Here is an 18,157-nt window from a genome sequence, read left to right on the forward strand (position 1 = left end):
CCAGCCGCGTGCTCGGATCATTCAGTCGAGCCGGTTTCAAGCCACTTCTTGAATACGCAATACGCCGCAATGAACTCGCGGCGGTACTGTTGTCCGCTCGCGTAGTGACCCTTGTCCAGCAGCGCCCGACGATAGATCGCCATCGTGCGGTGCACCCATGCCGTTGTCGCGCTCATCCCGTCGCGCGCCACAAGGAACGCGATGCGCCGGTCTTCGTTCATCCGTGCTCCAACCAGGAACTTGTCTGTGGGCGACGTCTTCTGCCGCTGCGATCCGCCAGGCCTTTCACGGCTTGGCCGGGCGGTCGCACGGTAATCGGTTCCCCGCGTCTCGTATGGGGTGTTGCCGTAAGGGTCGTCGCTTCTTCGTCCAAAACTGTTCAAACCATCCGGCGCACCAGCATGGTTTTGATCTCGCCAATCGCCTTTGCCGGGTTCAATCCTTTCGGGCAAACATTGGTGCAGTTCAATATCGACCGGCAGCGAAACAGCCGGTACGGATCCTCGAGATCGTCGAGTCTTGCATTCGTGGCCTCATCGCGTGAGTCCACGAGGAACCGGTATGCCTGCAGAAGCCCCGCGGGGCCGACATATTTTTCGGGGTTCCACCAGAAGGATGGGCAGGCGCTCGAGCAACAGGCGCAAAGGATGCATTCGTAGAGCCCATCGAGCTCGTCACGTTCCTCGGGCGACTGGAGACGTTCGCGTTCAGGTGGCGGCGTATCGTTGATCAGGTACGGTTTGATCGAATGGTATTGCTTGAAGAATCCCGTCATGTCGACGATCAGGTCGCGGATGACCGGCAAGCCGGGCAGCGGACGCAAAATCGTATGGCGTGGCAGTTCGCGGAGGTTCGTCGTACACGCAAGCCCATTCTTGCCATTGATGTTCATGGCGTCCGACCCGCAGACGCCTTCCCTGCAGGAGCGCCTGAAACTCAGGGTTTCATCGAGCCCCTTCAGGCGCAGCAGAACATCGAGCAACATCCTGTCGGTTGGCGCGACATCGATCTCAAGCGTCTGCATGTGAGGCGCGGCGTCACGGTCAGGGTCATAGCGGAAGAGTTCGAACGTCCTGGACTCGCTCATGATGTTTCCTCCTCTCGCTCCCCGTACCGGCAAGGCCGCCCGGCACATCGGTACCGTCGCGCAGGTGGGCTAGATGGCGGTCATTGGGGGCATCGCATCGCGACATGTCACGACCATCTTTATATATATCACAATGTGACATAAATGAAAGTTGTGGCGCGGCAGGGGGGCGTTACGGCTCGAGAGCACTCCACCTGTCAAGGCAGGCCGGATGTGCCGGGCGAGGCAGATCGATGTCACCGAGTCCGATGAGAGGGCGCTATCGGCAGCCCCTTCCATCGTGAACCGAAGATCGCTTGATGGGTGCGCAGGGCTGATTGCGCGTGATGGCCTCGGCCGGATACTCGCCGCACGGCAGGATGAAGAAATGCCAGTGGCGCTTTCTAACGGCGCCGTTGAGGGCTGGGCGGGTCGGAGCGCCAGCCTCGGCAGCCGATGGGACAGTGGTAGACCGCCAGCGCTAAGGAAGGGCAGCCCACGACCCATAGCTTCACAACATTCTTTCCAACGACTCCGCATTTGCCCAATCACCCTTTGCCTCCTTAAGCTGCACCCGACATTTCCCATCTCGCAGCTTCTTCATGCAAATCGCAGTAGTCGGCGCCGGCATCATCGGCATTAGCACGGCCTATGCGCTGGCCCAGGAAGGCCATCAGGTCACCCTGGTCGAGCGCCATCCGGGCCCGGGCGAGGGCACCAGTTACGCCAACGGCGGCCAGTTGAGCTACAGCTATGTGGCGCCGCTGGCCGGCCCCGGCGTGCTTTCGCATGTGCCGGGCTGGCTGCTGCGCCGTGATTCGCCGCTGCGCCTGAAGCCGTCGCTGGACCCGGCGTTGCTGCGCTGGGGGCTGCGCTTCATCGCGGCCTGCAATCGCGACCGTGCCGATCGCACCACGCGCGAGCTGCTCGCATTGTCGTTCTACAGCCGCGCCCGCATGGAAGCGCTGCGGGAGGCGCTGCCGGATCTGGCGTTCAGCTTCGCCCGGCGCGGCAAGTTGGTGGTGCACCGCGAGGCTGCGGCATTTGAATCTGCCCGCGCGCAGGTTGGCTATCAGGCCACGCTCGGCTGCGAGCAGCATGCGTTGTCCGCCGATGAGGCTGTCGCCCACGAGCCCGCGCTTGCCGGCGTGCGCGACCAGATCGTCGGCGCCATCTATACGCCCGACGAAGACGTGGCCGATTGCCATCAACTCTGCGTTGGCTTGTTCGACAGGTTGCGCGCGATGCCGAACGTGACGTTGCGCTTCAACACCGGCGTGGATGCGTTGTGGACAGAAGGCCGCCGTGTGCGTGGTCTCAAACTGGCCGATGGCGAACAGGTTGCCGCCGATGCGGTGGTGATGGCAGCGGGCGTGACCAGCGCCAGGCTGCTCAGCCCATTGCGCATCGACCCGGGCCTGTATCCGCTGAAGGGTTACAGCATCAGCCTGCCGCTAGGGGAGGGCGATGTTGCCCCGGTGATCAGCGTGACGGATGCGGCGCGCAAGATCGTCTATGCCCGCATCGGCCAGACGCTGCGTGTGGCGGGCATGGCTGACTTGGTGGGCTGGTCAACGGCGCTGGACACGCGCCGTGCGCAGACGCTGTATGACGAAACGCGCGCGCTGTTTCCGGGTGCCATGCGCGCCAATGACGCGGGTGCCGATGCTGCCCCCTGGGCCGGCATGCGGCCCGCAACGCCAACCGGCGTGCCGGTGGTGGGCCCATCGCCGGTGCAAGGGTTGTGGTTGAACGTGGGCCACGGCGCGCTGGGCTTTACGCTGGCGCTGGGCAGTGCAGGCTTGTTGGCCGATCTGATTGCGGGCCGCAAGCCCGCGATTTCCCCAGTGCCGTACGCGCTTGCCGCGTGACACAAGAACGAGATTCAAAAGACCGAGCGCGCAGGCCCGATGATGCGTATCTGGCCCGAGCCCATTGGTAACCCAGGTAGTCTGGAGCGAACACACCCATAGGAGGGGAAGCATGAAGACCTTGCATTCGACCAAACGCATTCTGTGTGGCCTGACGCTGGCTGCGGCCGGCGCGCTAGCAGTGCTGTCGACTGGCGCGCAGGCGCAGTCGACCGACACGCTGGCCAAGATCAAGCAGTCGGGCGTGATCTCGGTGGGCTATCGCGAGTCGTCGATTCCGTTCTCGTATCAGGCTGACGCGAACACCATCACCGGCTACTCGCAAGAGATCTCCAACATGATTGTCGCGGGCGTGGAAAAGGCGGTGGGCAAGAAGCTGCAGGTCAAGCTCACGCCGATCACGTCGCAGAACCGCATCTCGCTGCTGCAGAACGGCACGATCGACTTCGAATGCGGCTCGACCACCAACAACCTCGAGCGCCAGAAGCAGGTGGCGTTTTCGAACAACATCTTCATCTACGGCATGTTGATGCTGGTGAAGAAGGATTCGGGCATCAAGGACTTCCCGGACCTGAAGGGCAAGACGGTGGTGACCACTGCCGGCACGACCGAAGACCGCATCCTCCAGAAGATGAACGGTGAAGCCAAGGACGCCGACAAGATGAACCTGATCCTCGCGAAGGATCACGGACAGGCGTTCCTGACGCTGGAATCGGGCCGTGCCGTGGCGTTTGTGATGGACGAGCCGCTGCTGTATGGCGAGCGCACCAAGGCCAAGAACCAGGCTGACTGGGTTGTCACAGGCAAGCCGCTGCAGACCGAAACCTACGCTTGCATGATGCGCAAGGACGATCCGGCGTTCAAGAAAGTGGCTGACGACGTGATCGCCGACCTGATGAAGTCGGGCAAGGCGAACGATCTGTACAAGAAGTGGTTCCTGTCGCCGATTCCGCCGAAGGGCTTGAACCTGAACTACCCGATGACGGCCGGCATGAAGGAGCTGTACGCGCACCCGAACGACAAGGCCATTCAATAAGCCGCGTTGCCGCGCATCCAAAGAAAAACGGGGGACTGTGTCCCCCGTTTTTTTTTGCTCGCTGCCTGAAGGTTCAGGCGGGTTCGCTCCAGGGCGAGCGGATGTCGGCCAGGAAGCGTTGTGCGCGCGGGTGTTGCGGGCGCTGGAAGAAGTCTTCCGGTGTGGCGCGCTCCAGCACCTGGCCCTGGTCCATGAACAGGACGCGGTCTGCCACTTCGCGCGCGAAGCCCATTTCGTGCGTGACGCACACCATGGTCATGCCGTCGCGGGCGAGGTCCTTCATGACCAGCAGCACTTCGTTCACCATCTCCGGGTCCAGCGCGGACGTCGGCTCGTCAAACAGCATGACGGGCGGCTTCATGGCCAGGGCGCGCGCGATGGCCACGCGCTGCTGCTGCCCGCCCGACAGCTCGCCGGGGTAGGCGCCGGCCTTGTGCGGCAGGCCCACGCGTTCGAGCAGACTCATTGCAAAATCCTTGGCCTCCTGCGGCAGCATGCGCTTGAGCTGCACCGGCGCGAGCGTGCAGTTCTGCATGACGGTCAGGTGCGGAAACAGGTTGAACTGCTGGAACACGAAGCCGATGCCGCTGCGCAGTACGTTGACGTCCACGCCCGGCGCATGCACCTCGTGGCCGTTCACGACGATGCGGCCTTTCTGAATGGCTTCGAGCCGGTTCAGCGTGCGAATGAGCGTCGACTTGCCCGAGCCCGACGGCCCGCACACCACCACCACTTCACCCTTGGCAACGGTTTCGTTGATGTCGACCAGCGCGTGGTAATCGCCGTACCACTTGTCGACGTGTTCGATCGTGATCATGTTCATGGTTTTAGGGTCTGATGGCACACAAAACGTGCGCACGCAGGCAGCCGATGGGTCGCAGGGCTAGGCGCGGGCGGCGCCGCTTGGTGCTCCAAGCAAGCTGGCCGCAACGACGCCATGGGGCCCATCGGCTTCCTGCCCTCCGGGTTGGCCCGAGCGGAGGCCACCTGCTTTGTCGGAACGTCTTGCAAAGGGAATGACCCTTTGCGGCGACGCCCTTCGCGCATCTGGCCCCCGCTCGGGCCAACGTGCGTACGTTTTGTGTGTCATCAGACCCTAAGGAGCGCGTGCCGCGAGGCGGCGCTCCAGATAGAACGCCACGCGCGTGAGGCTGAAGCACATGATGAAGTAGCTGATGCCGAGCAGGCCGTACACCTCGGCGGATTTGACCATCACGGCGGTGCTGATCTGCCCCGCCACGAACGACACCTCGGGCAGGCTGATGATGTAACCGAGCGAGGTTTCCTTGATGGTCGAGACAAGCTGGTTGACCAGCGACGGCAGCATGTTGCGCAGCGCCTGCGGCAGGATCACCCGGCGCATGGCCTGCATGTACGACAGGCCGAGCGAGCGGGCGCTCTCCATCTGCCCGCGCGGCAACGCCTGGATGCCGGCGCGCACGATCTCCGCCAGATAGGCGCCGTCGAAAATCACCAGCGCGGTCAGCATGGTGCTGAACTGGTCGGTGCGCTGGCCGGTGACGGATGGCAGCAGGAAGTACGCCCAGAAGATCACCATCAGCAGCGGCGTGCCGCGCACGATATAGACGAGCGCCGTGGCCGGCCAGCGCAGCGCGGCAATCGGGCTCACGCGGCACAGGCCCAGGATGATGCCCATCGGCAGCGCCAGCACGAGGCCGGCAGACGCCAGCAGGAACGTCAGCGCCAACCCGCCCAGCGGCCCGTTCGGGTATTGGCCGATCAGGTAATAGATACCGTAGGTTTGAATGAGATCGAGCATGGCTACAGCGTCCGGACGGGGTAGCGATGCTGATACCAGGCCGAGAACACCGTGATCGCAATCGAGATGGTCAGATAGGCGGCAGTGGCAAACGCAAACGCCTCAAAGCCGCGGAAGGTGGCGGACTCCACCTGCTGAGCCTGGTACATCAACTCGGCCACGCCGATAACCATGGCGATGCTGGAGTTCTTCCACAGGTTCAACGTTTGGCTGACCAGCGGCGGTACCGTCACGCGCAGCGATTGCGGCAGCACCACCAAGCGCATGGCCTGCAGGAACGAGAGCCCGAGCGCGCGGCTGGCTTCCAGCTGTTCCTTCGGGATCGAGCGGACGCCGCTGCGGATGTCTTCCGCCATGTACGCGGCCGTATAGAGCACGAGCGCAATGACCGCGCTCGCGGCCTCGTAGTTCATGCTGTAGAGCCAATCCCGGATGAACTCCGGCAGGATCTGAGGCGCGCCGAAATACCAGAACAGCATGTGGGCGAGCAGCGGCACGTTGCGGATGGCTTCGACGAACGTCTGGCCGATGCCGCGCAGTGGTGCGGCGGGCGACAGGCGCAGCAGCGCGACCACGATGGCAAGCGGAAGGGCCAGCACGAAGGCCAGCACGGAAAGCTTGATCGACAGGAAGAAACCGCTGACAAGCCACTGGTGATACTGCCCAGAGAGCAGCATCGACAAATCAAAATGGGGCATGGAGATTCACCGCCCAGAACGGCGTCTGGGCGGCCCGACCTTTAACGATTAATCGATCTTGTCGGTAGAGATCTTGAAGGTGCGCTGCGGGAAGGCCATCTTCGTGTTCGGGCCGAACCACTTGTCGAACAGCTTCTGTGCCTCGCCGCTCTTTTCCATGCCGAGCAGTACGTCATTTACCTGCTTCTTGAAGGCCGGTTCGCCCTTGCGGATACCCAGTGCGAGGTGTTCGGTCGACAGGTTTTGCGGCAGCAGCGCGTAATCCTTGGCGGCCGGGCCCATCTTGGCCATGTTGCCGATCAGCGTGGTTTCGTCGTTCACGTAGGCGACGCCCTTGCCTTGCTGCAGGGCCAGCAGTGCCTGCGGGCTGTTGTCGAACGAGACCACATCGGCGTTCTTGATGGTCTTGGCGATGTTGGCTTCCATGGTGGAGCCCTTGACGGTCAGCAGCTTCTTGCCATCAAGCTGGGCGAGCGACGTGATGCCGCTGCTCTTCTTCACCATGGCCTTCTGGCCGGTGATGAACGTCGACACCGAGAAGTCGATCTGCGCTTCGCGCTCCTTGTTGTGCGTGAGCGAGGCGGCCAGCAGGTCGACCCGGCCTTGCTGCAGTTCGGGCAGGCGGGCGGCCACGGCCAGCTGCTTGAGCACGGGCTTCACGCCCAGGCTCTTGGCAATGGCGTCGCACATGTCGACGTCATAGCCGACGATCTCGCGGCTCATCGGGTCCTTCAGGAAGCTGAACGGCTCGTCGGTACCCAGTACGCCGCAGACCAGTTCGCCCCTCTTTTTGATGTCTGCGAGTTGATCGGCGTGGGCCGTCGTGGCGACCAGGGTGGCGGCAGCCACGATGGCAGCACCGGCAAATTGCGTCAGACGTCGGCTTGTTTTCATCGGATTTCCTCCTTGACGACTTGGGTGGTAGACAGCGCGTGAATCAAAACGACCGCGAGCATACAGCCGTGCTGCCGATCTGGCAGCGCGCAATCCGGATAACCATATGCAGACCGTGGCAGCACCGGATGAGCAACCCCAGCAAACGAACCGCCCAACTATAGCCCATGCCCGCGCAGCGCTGACGCGGCGTGGCAAACAGGAGAGGGGCGGATCGCACAGGGAGATTGATGGGGCGAGTCAGGCCGGGAAGCGTAGTGGGCGACGCTGCATTTGCCTGGAAAACGCGCAAGGATCGTGGCAAGTCGGGGCTCGGCGAAACGCGGCTGGGCCAACATTAATGCCATGGCAAGTGCCATGGCTCCATCAGGAGATTCCCGGGCATCCCCACAATGGGGTTGCGGGTTTAAAGCGTGCCGCAGATCGTCTCGTTGATGGGCACATCGCCGACCGTCTCGTGGTCATTGCCCCGATAGCGATAGACCAGGCTCAAGCCCAGGCGCGTCAGGATGCGTACATCACCGTTGTTGCAGATGTTCTTCTGCAGGATCGGGACGAAGTTCAGCCGGAAGCCCTGCGACGCCGCGGAATGCGCCGCGTAGTTGGTCAGCGTAATGACGAAGATGAGATTCTTCTTCTGTGCCAGCGTGCATTGCGCCAGTGCGGTCTCGCGGTCGAGCGGGACGGGCGTGTACCGATTGATTTCAGCGCAGGCCTGGGTGAGGGCGCGATCGGTGTTGCGTGCGGGGCCAGTGAGGGCGGGTACGCCGGCCGCCGCCGTGCTGCGCCCCGTTGCTGCGCCAACCAGCATGCGGGCCAGCGGCGTCAACTCCTGTAATGCGGCAGCGCCTGACGGCGGAGGCGACTGCGCCCACACGGCGCTGGTCAGCAGCGGCAGGGCAATCGCCAGGATGGGCGCAAGATTCGCTCGCCGGCACTGGCAACCTTCCACATCCAGACCGGTGCGAATGGCGGTGTGTTGAGTCACAGACATCCTTTTTGCCGACGGAGCCACAATTTTATTGAAAAAACGGCCCGGACGCGAGGCGCGCAGCACACCCGAACGGTCGTTTTGGAATATCAGCCGAGGGCTCAGGTCCGCACGCGCACCATCGCCGAGATGCGTTCTGCCGCCTGCTGCAGGGGCTCGAGAAACTGCTTCGTCATCTGCTTGGCAGACGTACGGTTGGCCTGTCCGCTGATGTTCATGGCGGCAATGATGTCGCCGGCCCGGTTCCGGATCGGCGCCGACAGCGAGATCAACCCTTCCTCCAGTTCCTGGTCAACCAGCGCCCAGCCTTGCTGCCGCACACCGGCAATCACTTCCTTCAGGGCATCGACGTCGATGACGGTGCGCTGCGTGCGCGCGCGCCGGTCCGACTCGCGCAGCACGATGTCGAGCCGGTCTTCCGGCAGGCCGGATAGCAGCACGCGCCCCATCGACGTGCAGAACGCGGGCAGCCCGCTGCCCACCGAGAGGTTCAGCGCGATGATCTTCTGCGTGGGCACGCGCAGCACGTAGACGATTTCCGTGCCGTCCAGCACCGAGGCGGAGCAGCTTTCGTGCACGGTCTGCACCAGTTCCTCCATCACCGGTTCGGCGAGGTTCCAGAACGGCATCGAGGTGAGGTAAGCGAAACCGAGGTCAAGAATCTTGGGGGTGAGGCGAAAGAGGCGGCCCTCAAAGCTGACGTAGCCCAGACTCACCAGCGTGAGCAGGATGCGGCGGGCGCCGGCGCGCGTCAGGCCTGCGGCTTCCGCAACTTCGGACAGCGTTTGCTCCGGCCGCTCCGCGTTGAACGCACGGATGACGGACAGTCCGCGCGCAAAGGATTGGACGTAGGAATCGCTGGGCTTTTCAGTGGGCAGTTCGGCAGCAGACATGCAAACAGGACAGAGACGGTGTGATTGGCCTTAAGCCTACTGGCATTCACGGCGTTTCGCTACACGAACGGATGGTCGCCATTCGTACGTCTTGACAGGGTTGCGAGGGGAGGCGTAGATTCGTTCTTGGATCGAACTCAGGTTCGCTTAGCGAACAAATCGCGAGCGCAGCGGTGGCCGGACAGCAAAGGCCGTCTCGATCCAGTCGTCAAACAGGAGACTCGCAGGCCGCCTTTCGCGGCTGGGCTTTTCAGCGGCCCCGCGATGCTTCGAGCGGCGCCGCGACCGGCGCCACAGCCGGAGAAAGTACGTGATCAACAAGATCTGTCCGTCCGTGGAGGCCGCCCTGGCCGATATCCACGACGGCGCTACCATCATGATCGGCGGGTTCGGTGCCGCGGGCATGCCCTCGGAACTCATCGACGGGCTCATTGCACATGGCGCGCGTGAGCTGACCATCATCAACAACAACGCCGGCAATGGCGAGACGGGCCTGGCCGCGCTGCTCAAGGCGCGCCGCGTGCGCAAGATCGTCTGCTCGTTCCCGCGCCAAGCCGATTCGTATGTGTTCGATGCGCTGTATCGCGCCGGCGAAATCGAACTGGAACTGGTGCCGCAAGGCAACCTGGCCGAGCGCATCCGCGCCGCAGGTGCCGGCATTGGCGGCTTCTTCTGCCCGACCGCCTATGGCACGCAATTGGCCGAAGGCAAGGAAACGCGCATCATCGACGGCAAGCCATACGTGTTTGAGTTGCCGCTGACAGCCGACTACGCTCTCATCAAGGCCCTGCGCGCAGACCGCTGGGGCAACCTCGTCTATCGCAAGACGGCACGCAACTTCGGGCCGGTGATGGCGATGGCGGCCAAGTGCACCATCGCGCAGGTCAGTGAGACGGTGGAGCTTGGCGAGCTGGATCCGGAGCACATCGTTACGCCGGGCATTTTTGTGAAGCGTGTCGTGCAACTCGGCAACGCAGCGCAAGCCAAGGAGGCCGCATGAGCGCCGAAACCACCGCCAAGATTCAACGCTGGACGCGCGATCAAATCGCTACGCGTGTGGCGCGTGACATTCCCGATGGCTCCGTCGTCAACCTGGGCATCGGCTTGCCGACGCTGGTGGCGAACCAGCTGCCGGCCGACCGCGAAATCATCCTGCACACCGAGAACGGCCTGCTGGGCATGGGCCCCGCGCCCGCGCCTGGGCAAGAAGACGAAGACCTGATCAACGCCGGCAAGCAGCCGGTCACCATCAAGCCCGGTGCATCGTTCTTCCATCACGCCGATTCGTTTGCCATGATGCGGGGCGGCCATCTCGACTATTGCGTGCTCGGCGCCTTCCAGGTGTCGGCCACGGGCGACCTCGCCAACTGGCACACCGGTGCACCCGACGCCATTCCTGCCGTGGGCGGCGCGATGGATCTCGCTATTGGCGCCAAGCGCGTCTTCGTCATGATGGAGCACCAGACCAAGCAGGGCGACAGCAAGATCGTGCCGTCGTGCACGTACCCGCTGACGGGCATCGGCTGTGTCGATACCATCTACACCGACCTTGCCGTGATCGACATCACGCCCGATGGCCTGGTGGTGCGGGAGATGGCCGACGGCCTCGATTTCGATACGCTGCAGACGATGACGGCGGCGCCGTTGCGTCGTGCCTAGAACCATTGGAGACAGAACCATCATGACCGAAGCCTTTATCTGCGACGCCATCCGGACCCCCATCGGCCGATACGGCGGCAGCCTGTCCGCCGTGCGCGCGGATGATCTGGGTGCAGTGCCGCTCAAGGCGCTGATGGCGCGCAACCCGCAGGTCGACTGGACGGCCATCGACGACGTGATCTTCGGCTGCGCCAACCAGGCAGGCGAAGACAACCGCAACGTGGCGCGCATGTCGTCGCTGCTGGCCGGGTTGCCCGACAGCGTGCCGGGCTCGACCATCAACCGCCTGTGCGGCTCCGGCATGGACGCGACCGGCACCGCTGCGCGCGCCATCCGCTCGGGTGAAACCGCGTTGATGATCGCAGGCGGTGTGGAAAGCATGAGCCGCGCGCCGTTCGTGATGGGCAAGGCGGCGAATGCCTTCTCGCGCGATGCTGCCATCTACGACACCACCATCGGCTGGCGCTTCATCAACCCGCTGATGAAGGCGCAATACGGGGTCGATTCGATGCCCGAAACCGCCGAGAACGTCGCCACCGACTACAAGGTCAACCGCGAAGACCAAGACCGCTTCGCGCTGCGCAGCCAGGCGAGCGCCGCACGTGCGCAGGAAGACGGCACGCTCGCGCAGGAAATCACGCCTGTGACGATCCCGCAGAAGAAAGGCGATGCCATCGTGGTGGACCGCGATGAGCATCCGCGTGCGACCAGCATGGAGGCGCTCGCCAAGCTCAAGGGTGTGGTGCGTCCGGACGGCACTGTTACGGCTGGCAATGCTTCGGGCGTAAATGATGGCGCGTGCGCGCTGCTCCTCGCCAACGAAGAATCTGCCAAGCGTTTTGGCCTGACCCCGCGTGCCCGCATCGTCGGCATGGCCACGGCTGGTGTGCCGCCGCGCGTGATGGGCATTGGCCCGGCACCGGCGTCGCAGAAGCTGCTCAAGCAGCTGGGCCTGACGATCGATCAGATGGACGTGATCGAGCTGAACGAGGCGTTTGCCGCGCAGGGTCTGGCGGTGACGCGTCAACTGGGCCTGCGTGACGACGATCCGCGCGTCAACCCGAACGGCGGTGCCATCGCACTGGGCCACCCGCTTGGCATGAGCGGCGCGCGCCTGGTGACGACGGCGATGTATCAGCTGCAACGCACGGGCGGGCGCTATGCACTGTGCACGATGTGCATCGGCGTGGGGCAGGGCATTGCGCTGGTGATCGAACGCGTTTGAGTTTGATACGGCCATGACCAGCGGACTGCTCGATCGCGCTTTCTCCACACCGGCCATGTTGGCGGTGTGGTCCGATGCGGCCACGGTGCGCGCGATGCTCGATGTGGAGGCGGCGCTGGCACAGGCCGAGGGCGCGGTTGGCGTGATTCCGGCGCAAGCCGTGGCGCCGATTCGCGCGGTGTGCGCCAGCGTAGTGCTGGACTTGGACGCGCTGGGTAACGCCGCTGCCAGCGCGGGCAACCTGGCCATTCCACTGGTCAAGCAACTGACTGCCGCCGTCGCGCAGCACGATGAAAACGCCGCGCGCTACGTGCATTGGGGCGCGACGAGTCAGGACATCATCGATACCGGTTTGATGTTGCAGTGGCGGCAGTCGGCTGCGTTGATCGAAGCGGATTTGCAGAAACTGGCCGACGCGCTCGCCGCGCTGGCGCAGCGTCATCGCAATACACCGATGGTGGCGCGCACGTGGCTGCAGCAGGCGCTGCCGACAACGTTCGGGCGCAAGGTTGCGGGTTGGCTGGAAGCCGTGCATCGCGCGCAGGATCGCTTTGCCGCGCTGCGTGCGCATGTGCCCGCGCTGCAGTTTGGCGGTGCCGCTGGCACGCTCGCCAGCCTGGGTGAACAGGCACGTGCCGTCGCTCAAACGCTGTCGCACGAGCTTGATCTGCCGCTGCCGACGCTCTCGTGGCACGGCGAGCAGGATCGAATCGCCGACATCGGTACGACGCTCGCGCTGCTGACTGGTACGCTGGGTCACTGCGCGCGGGATCTTTCGCTGATGACGCAGACGGAGGTCGGCGAGGTTGCCGAGCCGTCCGCTGCGGGCAAGGGCGGATCTTCCACCATGCCGCATAAGCGCAACCCGGTCGGTTGCGCAACGGTGCTTGCTGCGGCCACGCGCATGCCGGGGCTGGCGAGCTCGCTTCTGTCTGCGCTGCCGCAGGAGCACGAACGCGCGCTCGGCGGTTGGCAGGCGCAATGGGCGACGTTGCGTGAGATGGCCTGCCTCACGGCCGGCGCGCTCGATCGCATGCGCGAGATGGTCGAAGGTTTGCATGTTGACGCCGCTCGCATGCGCGCGAATCTCGACCTCACGCACGGCCTGATCCTCGGTGAAGCCGTGATGCTGGCGCTGGGTGCGGATCTTGGCCGCCTGCAAGCGCATCACGTGGTCGAAGCTGCCAGCCGCAAAGCCGTACAAGAGAGCAGAACGTTGCATGACGTGCTGGCCCAGGACGACGATGTCGTGCGCATCTGGGGCGCCGCTGCACCCCAACGACTGAACACGTTGCTTGTTCCTTCTCATTACCTTGGCGATGCGGGCGCAGCAGTCGACCGCGTGCTGGCCGAACACGCCCGCCGCCATCCCTGAACACACATTCCACGGAGACACCATGCCCTGGCTTGAACACGACAATGTCCGCCTGTATCACGAATTCGATGATGGGCCCGCCACGGGTAAGCCTGTGCTGGTGCTGTCGAACTCCCTGGGCACGAATCTGGGCATGTGGGAGCCGCAACTCGAAGCGCTGCGCCAACACTTCCGCTTGCTGCGCTATGACCAGCGTGGCCACGGCCAGTCGAGCGTGCCCGACGCGCCGTTCGGCGTCGCACAACTTGGCGGCGATGTGCTTGCGTTGCTCGACCACTACAACATTGACCTTGCGCTGTTCTGCGGTCTGTCGATGGGCGGGCTGACCGGCCTGTGGCTGGCCGCACATCACGGCGAGCGCTTCCCGCGCATGGTGGTGACGAACACCGCCGCGCTCATCGGCACGCAGCAGAGCTGGAACACGCGTATCGCGCAGGTCGAGCAAGGCGGTATGGCCAGCATTACGGAAACGGTGCTGGAGCGCTGGTTCACGCAGGGCTATCGCGATGCCAACGCCAGCCGCGTCGACATCGTCAAGGCGATGCTGCTGTCCACGCCGGACGCCGGCTACAACGGCAACTGCGCAGCCATTGGCGATGCGGATTTGCGCGCGCAACTGCCGAACATCCGCGTGCCGATGCTGGTGATTGGCGGTACGCACGATATCTCCACGCCCGCCGCGCAGACCAAACTCATTGCGGACGGTGTGCCGGGTGCGCAATACGTCGAGCTTTCCGCCGGCCACCTCGCCAACTGGGAGCAGGCTGACGGCTACACCGAAGCGCTGGTCAGCTTCTTGACGACCGGCGTGGCACGCGAGGTCGCGCATGGATGATCGCGAACGCTACGCCGCGGGCATGGAAGTGCGCCGCGCCGTGCTGGGCGCCGCCCATGTCGACCGTGCCAACGCCGCGCAGACCGAGTTGACCGCACCGTTCCAGGATCTCATCACGCGCTACGCCTGGGGCGAAATCTGGACGCGCCCCGGTTTGCCGCGCCACACGCGCAGTCTGCTGACGATCGCCATGATGGTTGCGCTCGGCCGCGACGGCGAGTTGCGTCTTCACCTGCGTGCTGCCGCCAACAACGGTGTCACCCGCGACGAGATTCAGGAAACGCTGCTGCAGACCGCCATCTACTGCGGCGTGCCGGCAGCCAACCATGCGTTCCATCTGGCGCAGACGGTGTTTGCAGAGATGGACGCGGAGGGCGTGTCCAAGACGTAGACGCAGGATTCACCGTCTCCGGAGAGACGCCACGCAACACACCGGGCAATCCGGCCGCCGAGCTGGAAGTCCAAGGAGGAGACCCATGCTCAGCGCATTGGGTGTGTTGTTCGACGGGCTGGCCTACGGCAGCCTGCTGTTCCTGATCAGCATCGGCCTATCGGTCACGATGGGCCTGATGAACTTCATCAACCTCGCGCACGGGGCGTTTGCCATGGCGGGCGGCTATGTGTGCGTGGTGTTGATGAACCGCTTTGGCGTGCCGTTTCTGGCGACGCTGCCCCTCGCTTTCTTCGTCACCGCAGTCGTCGGCTTTGTGCTGGAACGCACGCTGTACCGGCGGCTCTATCGCGCAAGCCCGCTTGACCAGGTGTTGTTTTCGATCGCACTCGTCTTCATGGCGATGGCGGGGGCGACCTACGTCTGGGGACCCGCCCAACAGCCCGTCGAACTGCCCGAGATGCTGCGCGGGCAACTGCACGTGCTCGGCAGCGGACTCGAAGTCGGACGCTATCGGCTCTTCCTGATCGGCGTGGTCATCGTCTTGACGGGGTTGCTGGTCTGGCTCGTTGAACGGACACGCTTCGGTGCGCAGATCCGGGCGTCAGTGGATCACCAGCAGGCATCCGCCGGCCTGGGCATCAACGTGAGCGTGGTGTTCTCCGTCACGTTCGCGCTGGGGTCAGGGCTGGCGGGCCTGGGGGGCGGCCTGGGGATCGATGTGCTCGGCCTGGACCCAGCGTTCCCCATCAAATACATGGTGTACTTCCTGCTCGTGGTGGCCGTGGGCGGCGCGGGGTCCATCCGGGGGACCCTGCTGGCGGCCCTCGTGCTCGGCGTGTTCGACGTTGGAGGCAAGTACTACGTGCCGGAAGTGGGCGCGTTCATCATCTACGGCTTGATGGTGCTGCTGCTGGTGCTGTTTCCGAGCGGCTTGCTTGGGAGGCGGGCATGAATGTGATGCAGCAAAGAATGCGTTCGACTCAGGGCGCCGCGACCACGCAGGTGCACGGCCTGCCGGATGCACGCTGGTCGCTGTTCGAGGTGGCGTTCTGGTGCGTGCCCATCGCGGTGTTCTTCCTCCTGCCCGATTACCTCGTGTTTGGCAGCCAGGTGCTGATTGTCGGGCTGTTTGCGCTGTCGCTCGATCTGGTGCTGGGCTATGCGGGCGTTGTGTCGCTCGGACATGCGGGCTTCTTTGGGCTTGGCGCCTACACGGCGGGGTTGCTCGCCGCGCACGGATGGGGCGAGCCGCTGACGGGTCTGCTTGCCGGTGCGCTTGTGGCCGGGTTGGTGGGCTTCTGTGTGAGCTTTCTCGTGGTGCGCGGGCAAGACCTGACGCGCCTGATGGTGACGCTTGGCGTCGGGCTCATGCTGTATGAGGCCGCCAACAAGATGGCATTTCTGACGGGCGGCGTCGATGGGCTGTCCGGCGTGACGATGCACAACCTGCTCGGCACCTTCGAGTTTGATCTGGAGGGCCGTACCGCCTATGTCTACAGCCTGTCCGTGCTGTTCCTGGTGTTTGTGGTGCTGCGCAGGCTGGTGCGCTCGCCGTTCGGGTTATCGCTGCGAGGCATTCAGCAGGGGCCGAAGCGTATGCCCGCCATTGGCGCCGATGTGCGGATGCGCCTGGTCGCCGCATTTTCCGTGAGCGCCGCGATTGCCGGCATTGCCGGTGGACTGTTGGCGCAGACCACGCAGTTTGTCGGGTTGGATTCGCTTGGTTTCTCGCGCTCGGCGGAGCTGCTGATCATGCTCGTGCTGGGCGGCGCGGGGAGGCTGTATGGGGCACTGATTGGCGCGGCAGTGTTCATGGTGGCGCAGGATGTCCTGTCGGGCATCAACCCCGTCTACTGGCAATTCTGGATCGGCGTGCTGCTGATGGTGATCGTATTGTTTGCACGCGGCGGCATTCTTGGCGGACTGGAAACAGCCGCGCGCGCCTGGCGCTCGCGCAAGCGGGGGGCAGCATGAACGCGCCAATGATGCGTCCCGCGCCAACGCTCCGTGCACGAGGCCTGTCCAAGCGCTGGGGCGGCTTTCACGCAAACTCCGATATTTCGTTGACGTTCGCGCCTGGCGCGCGTCATGCCCTGATTGGCCCGAATGGCGCTGGCAAGACGACCTTCATCAACCTGCTGACCGGCACCTTAGCGCCGACGAGCGGACAGGTGCTGCTGGACGATGAAGACATTACGCGCTTGCCCGCACACCAACGCGTCAAGCGCGGCATCACCCGCACGTTCCAGATCAACACGCTGTTTCCGGGGCTGACGGTGCTGGAGTCGGTCATGCTGGCCATTTTCGAGCGTACGGGCGCCTCGTGGCATTGGCATCGCACGGTTGCCTCACACCAGGAGGCGCGCGAGGAGGCAATGGCGCTCCTCTGCCGCTTGCGGCTGGGTGGCGACGCGCTCGCACCCACGCACGCGTTGCCGTACGGCAAACAGCGGCTGCTGGAAATGGCGCTCGCGCTGGCGACGCAGCCGCGCATTCTGCTGCTGGATGAGCCTGCCGCTGGTATCCCGGCGGGTGAGAGTGCCGAACTGTTCGAGGTGATTGCCAGCCTTCCGCGCGACATCACCATTCTTTTCATCGAGCACGACATGAATCTCGTGTTCCGCTTTGCCGAGCGGATCAGTGTGCTGGTGGCCGGACGGGTGCTGACCGAAGGCACACCGCAGGAGATCGCCGCCGACCCACGCGTGCGCGAGGTCTACCTCGGAGAGGCCGAACATGCCTGACTTGCTGACTGTCGAGAACGTCACGGCCGGCTATGGTAACGCCGTTGTACTGGACGACGTATCGTTCGCGCTGGACGCCGGCGGCAGTCTCGCGCTGCTGGGCCGCAACGGTGTTGGCAAGACCACGCTGCTCAGCACGTTGATGGGCTTTACGCGCCTGCACGGCGGGCGCATCCGCTGGCGCGGCGCCGACATCGCCAAGGTGCCGACGCATCGGCGCGCGCGTGCCGGTTTTGGCTGGGTACCGCAGGAACGATGGATGTTCCCCTCGCTGACGGTGGAAGAGCACCTGACTGCCGTGGCGAGGCCCGGGATGTGGGATGTCGCGCACGTCTACAAGACCTTTCCGCGCTTGAAGGAGCGGCGCCGCAATCTCGGTAACCAGCTCTCCGGCGGCGAGCAGCAGATGGTCGCCATTGCGCGCGCACTGGTGACCAATCCCGCCCTGCTGTTGCTCGATGAACCGATGGAAGGCCTGGCGCCGATCATCGTGCAGGAACTCAGTCGCGCCATTCGCGCGCTGATCGACGAGGGCGGGATGGCCGTCATCATGGTGGAGCAGCACGCGCGTCTGGCGCTTGACCTGACGCAGCACGCTCTGGTGCTTGATCGCGGGCGGATCGTGCACGCATCGGCCAGTGCGGACCTGCTGGCCGATGCGCCGCTGCTGCAGCGGCTTGTATCCGTTGCGTAGGA

Annotated in this window: 20 protein-coding genes; 12 read left to right on the forward strand and 8 right to left on the reverse strand. The window is 64.2% G+C overall.

Going from position 1 to position 18,157, the window contains the following annotated elements; all coding sequences use genetic code 11:
* Positions 1-17: 17 nt before the first annotated feature.
* Positions 18-221, reverse strand: a complete 204-nt coding sequence (locus R2N03_RS02390) for a hypothetical protein (protein WP_316654772.1) — start codon at positions 219-221, stop codon at positions 18-20.
* Between the two features lie 158 nt (positions 222-379).
* Positions 380-1,087: a succinate dehydrogenase iron-sulfur subunit gene (locus tag R2N03_RS02395; RefSeq protein ID WP_316654775.1), complete on the reverse strand. Its 708-nt coding sequence runs from the start codon at positions 1,085-1,087 to the stop codon at positions 380-382.
* 581 nt (positions 1,088-1,668) lie between these two features.
* Between R2N03_RS02395 and R2N03_RS02400 the strand changes: the two genes are divergently transcribed.
* Both R2N03_RS02400 and R2N03_RS02405 read left to right on the forward strand, forming a co-directional pair.
* The gene (locus R2N03_RS02400; protein ID WP_316654778.1) at positions 1,669-2,937 is read left to right on the forward strand and encodes a D-amino acid dehydrogenase; all 1,269 of its coding nucleotides are present in this window, start codon (positions 1,669-1,671) and stop codon (positions 2,935-2,937) included.
* A gap of 112 nt (positions 2,938-3,049) precedes the next feature.
* On the forward strand, positions 3,050-3,973 hold the full coding sequence (locus R2N03_RS02405) for a glutamate/aspartate ABC transporter substrate-binding protein (protein WP_316654780.1): 924 nt from the start codon (positions 3,050-3,052) through the stop codon (positions 3,971-3,973).
* Between the two features lie 73 nt (positions 3,974-4,046).
* Here the strand turns inward: R2N03_RS02405 and R2N03_RS02410 are convergent, their stop codons facing one another.
* The 6 genes from R2N03_RS02410 to R2N03_RS02435 form a co-directional block, all read right to left on the reverse strand.
* Positions 4,047-4,796, reverse strand: a complete 750-nt coding sequence (locus R2N03_RS02410; protein WP_301288162.1) for an amino acid ABC transporter ATP-binding protein — start codon at positions 4,794-4,796, stop codon at positions 4,047-4,049.
* Positions 4,797-5,069: 273 nt separating this feature from the next.
* On the reverse strand, positions 5,070-5,753 hold the full coding sequence (locus tag R2N03_RS02415) for an amino acid ABC transporter permease (RefSeq protein ID WP_316654786.1): 684 nt from the start codon (positions 5,751-5,753) through the stop codon (positions 5,070-5,072).
* Positions 5,754-5,755: 2 nt separating this feature from the next.
* Entirely contained in the window at positions 5,756-6,451 is a 696-nt protein-coding gene (locus R2N03_RS02420) for an amino acid ABC transporter permease (RefSeq protein WP_316654787.1), read from the reverse strand.
* A 48-nt stretch (positions 6,452-6,499) separates the two neighbouring features.
* Positions 6,500-7,345, reverse strand: coding sequence for an ABC transporter substrate-binding protein (locus R2N03_RS02425; protein ID WP_316654790.1), 846 nt, complete (start codon positions 7,343-7,345; stop codon positions 6,500-6,502).
* A gap of 406 nt (positions 7,346-7,751) precedes the next feature.
* Positions 7,752-8,339, reverse strand: a complete 588-nt coding sequence (locus R2N03_RS02430) for a hypothetical protein (RefSeq protein WP_316654792.1) — start codon at positions 8,337-8,339, stop codon at positions 7,752-7,754.
* A 98-nt stretch (positions 8,340-8,437) separates the two neighbouring features.
* A complete protein-coding gene (locus R2N03_RS02435; RefSeq protein ID WP_316654794.1) occupies positions 8,438-9,229 on the reverse strand; it encodes an IclR family transcriptional regulator in 792 nt (263 codons plus the stop codon).
* A 310-nt stretch (positions 9,230-9,539) separates the two neighbouring features.
* Between R2N03_RS02435 and R2N03_RS02440 the strand changes: the two genes are divergently transcribed.
* The 10 genes from R2N03_RS02440 (at position 9,540) to R2N03_RS02485 (ending at position 18,155) form a co-directional block, all read left to right on the forward strand.
* On the forward strand, positions 9,540-10,229 hold the full coding sequence (locus R2N03_RS02440; protein WP_316654796.1) for a 3-oxoacid CoA-transferase subunit A: 690 nt from the start codon (positions 9,540-9,542) through the stop codon (positions 10,227-10,229).
* Entirely contained in the window at positions 10,226-10,888 is a 663-nt protein-coding gene (locus R2N03_RS02445; RefSeq protein WP_316654798.1) for a CoA transferase subunit B, read from the forward strand. The genes R2N03_RS02440 and R2N03_RS02445 overlap by 4 nt, the downstream gene beginning before the upstream one ends.
* 22 nt (positions 10,889-10,910) lie before the next feature.
* Positions 10,911-12,113 (forward strand): 3-oxoadipyl-CoA thiolase, encoded by a 1,203-nt coding sequence (gene pcaF, locus R2N03_RS02450; protein ID WP_316654800.1) that lies wholly within the window; start codon positions 10,911-10,913, stop codon positions 12,111-12,113.
* Between the two features lie 13 nt (positions 12,114-12,126).
* Positions 12,127-13,488, forward strand: a complete 1,362-nt coding sequence (locus R2N03_RS02455) for a 3-carboxy-cis,cis-muconate cycloisomerase (RefSeq protein ID WP_316654802.1) — start codon at positions 12,127-12,129, stop codon at positions 13,486-13,488.
* Between the two features lie 22 nt (positions 13,489-13,510).
* On the forward strand, positions 13,511-14,323 hold the full coding sequence (gene pcaD / locus R2N03_RS02460; RefSeq protein WP_316654803.1) for a 3-oxoadipate enol-lactonase: 813 nt from the start codon (positions 13,511-13,513) through the stop codon (positions 14,321-14,323).
* The gene (gene pcaC, locus R2N03_RS02465) at positions 14,316-14,714 is read left to right on the forward strand and encodes a 4-carboxymuconolactone decarboxylase (protein ID WP_316654804.1); all 399 of its coding nucleotides are present in this window, start codon (positions 14,316-14,318) and stop codon (positions 14,712-14,714) included. Before pcaD ends, pcaC begins: the two co-directional genes overlap by 8 nt.
* 85 nt (positions 14,715-14,799) lie before the next feature.
* A complete protein-coding gene (locus R2N03_RS02470) occupies positions 14,800-15,669 on the forward strand; it encodes a branched-chain amino acid ABC transporter permease (protein ID WP_316654805.1) in 870 nt (289 codons plus the stop codon).
* On the forward strand, positions 15,666-16,691 hold the full coding sequence (locus tag R2N03_RS02475) for a branched-chain amino acid ABC transporter permease (protein WP_316654806.1): 1,026 nt from the start codon (positions 15,666-15,668) through the stop codon (positions 16,689-16,691). The genes R2N03_RS02470 and R2N03_RS02475 overlap by 4 nt, the downstream gene beginning before the upstream one ends.
* Entirely contained in the window at positions 16,688-17,461 is a 774-nt protein-coding gene (locus R2N03_RS02480) for an ABC transporter ATP-binding protein (protein ID WP_316654807.1), read from the forward strand. Before R2N03_RS02475 ends, R2N03_RS02480 begins: the two co-directional genes overlap by 4 nt.
* A complete protein-coding gene (locus R2N03_RS02485) occupies positions 17,454-18,155 on the forward strand; it encodes an ABC transporter ATP-binding protein (protein WP_316654808.1) in 702 nt (233 codons plus the stop codon). Before R2N03_RS02480 ends, R2N03_RS02485 begins: the two co-directional genes overlap by 8 nt.
* The last annotated feature ends 2 nt before the right edge of the window (positions 18,156-18,157 follow it).

The sequence above is a fragment of the Ralstonia condita genome, from assembly GCF_958405655.1.
Classification (GTDB): domain Bacteria; phylum Pseudomonadota; class Gammaproteobacteria; order Burkholderiales; family Burkholderiaceae; genus Ralstonia; species Ralstonia condita.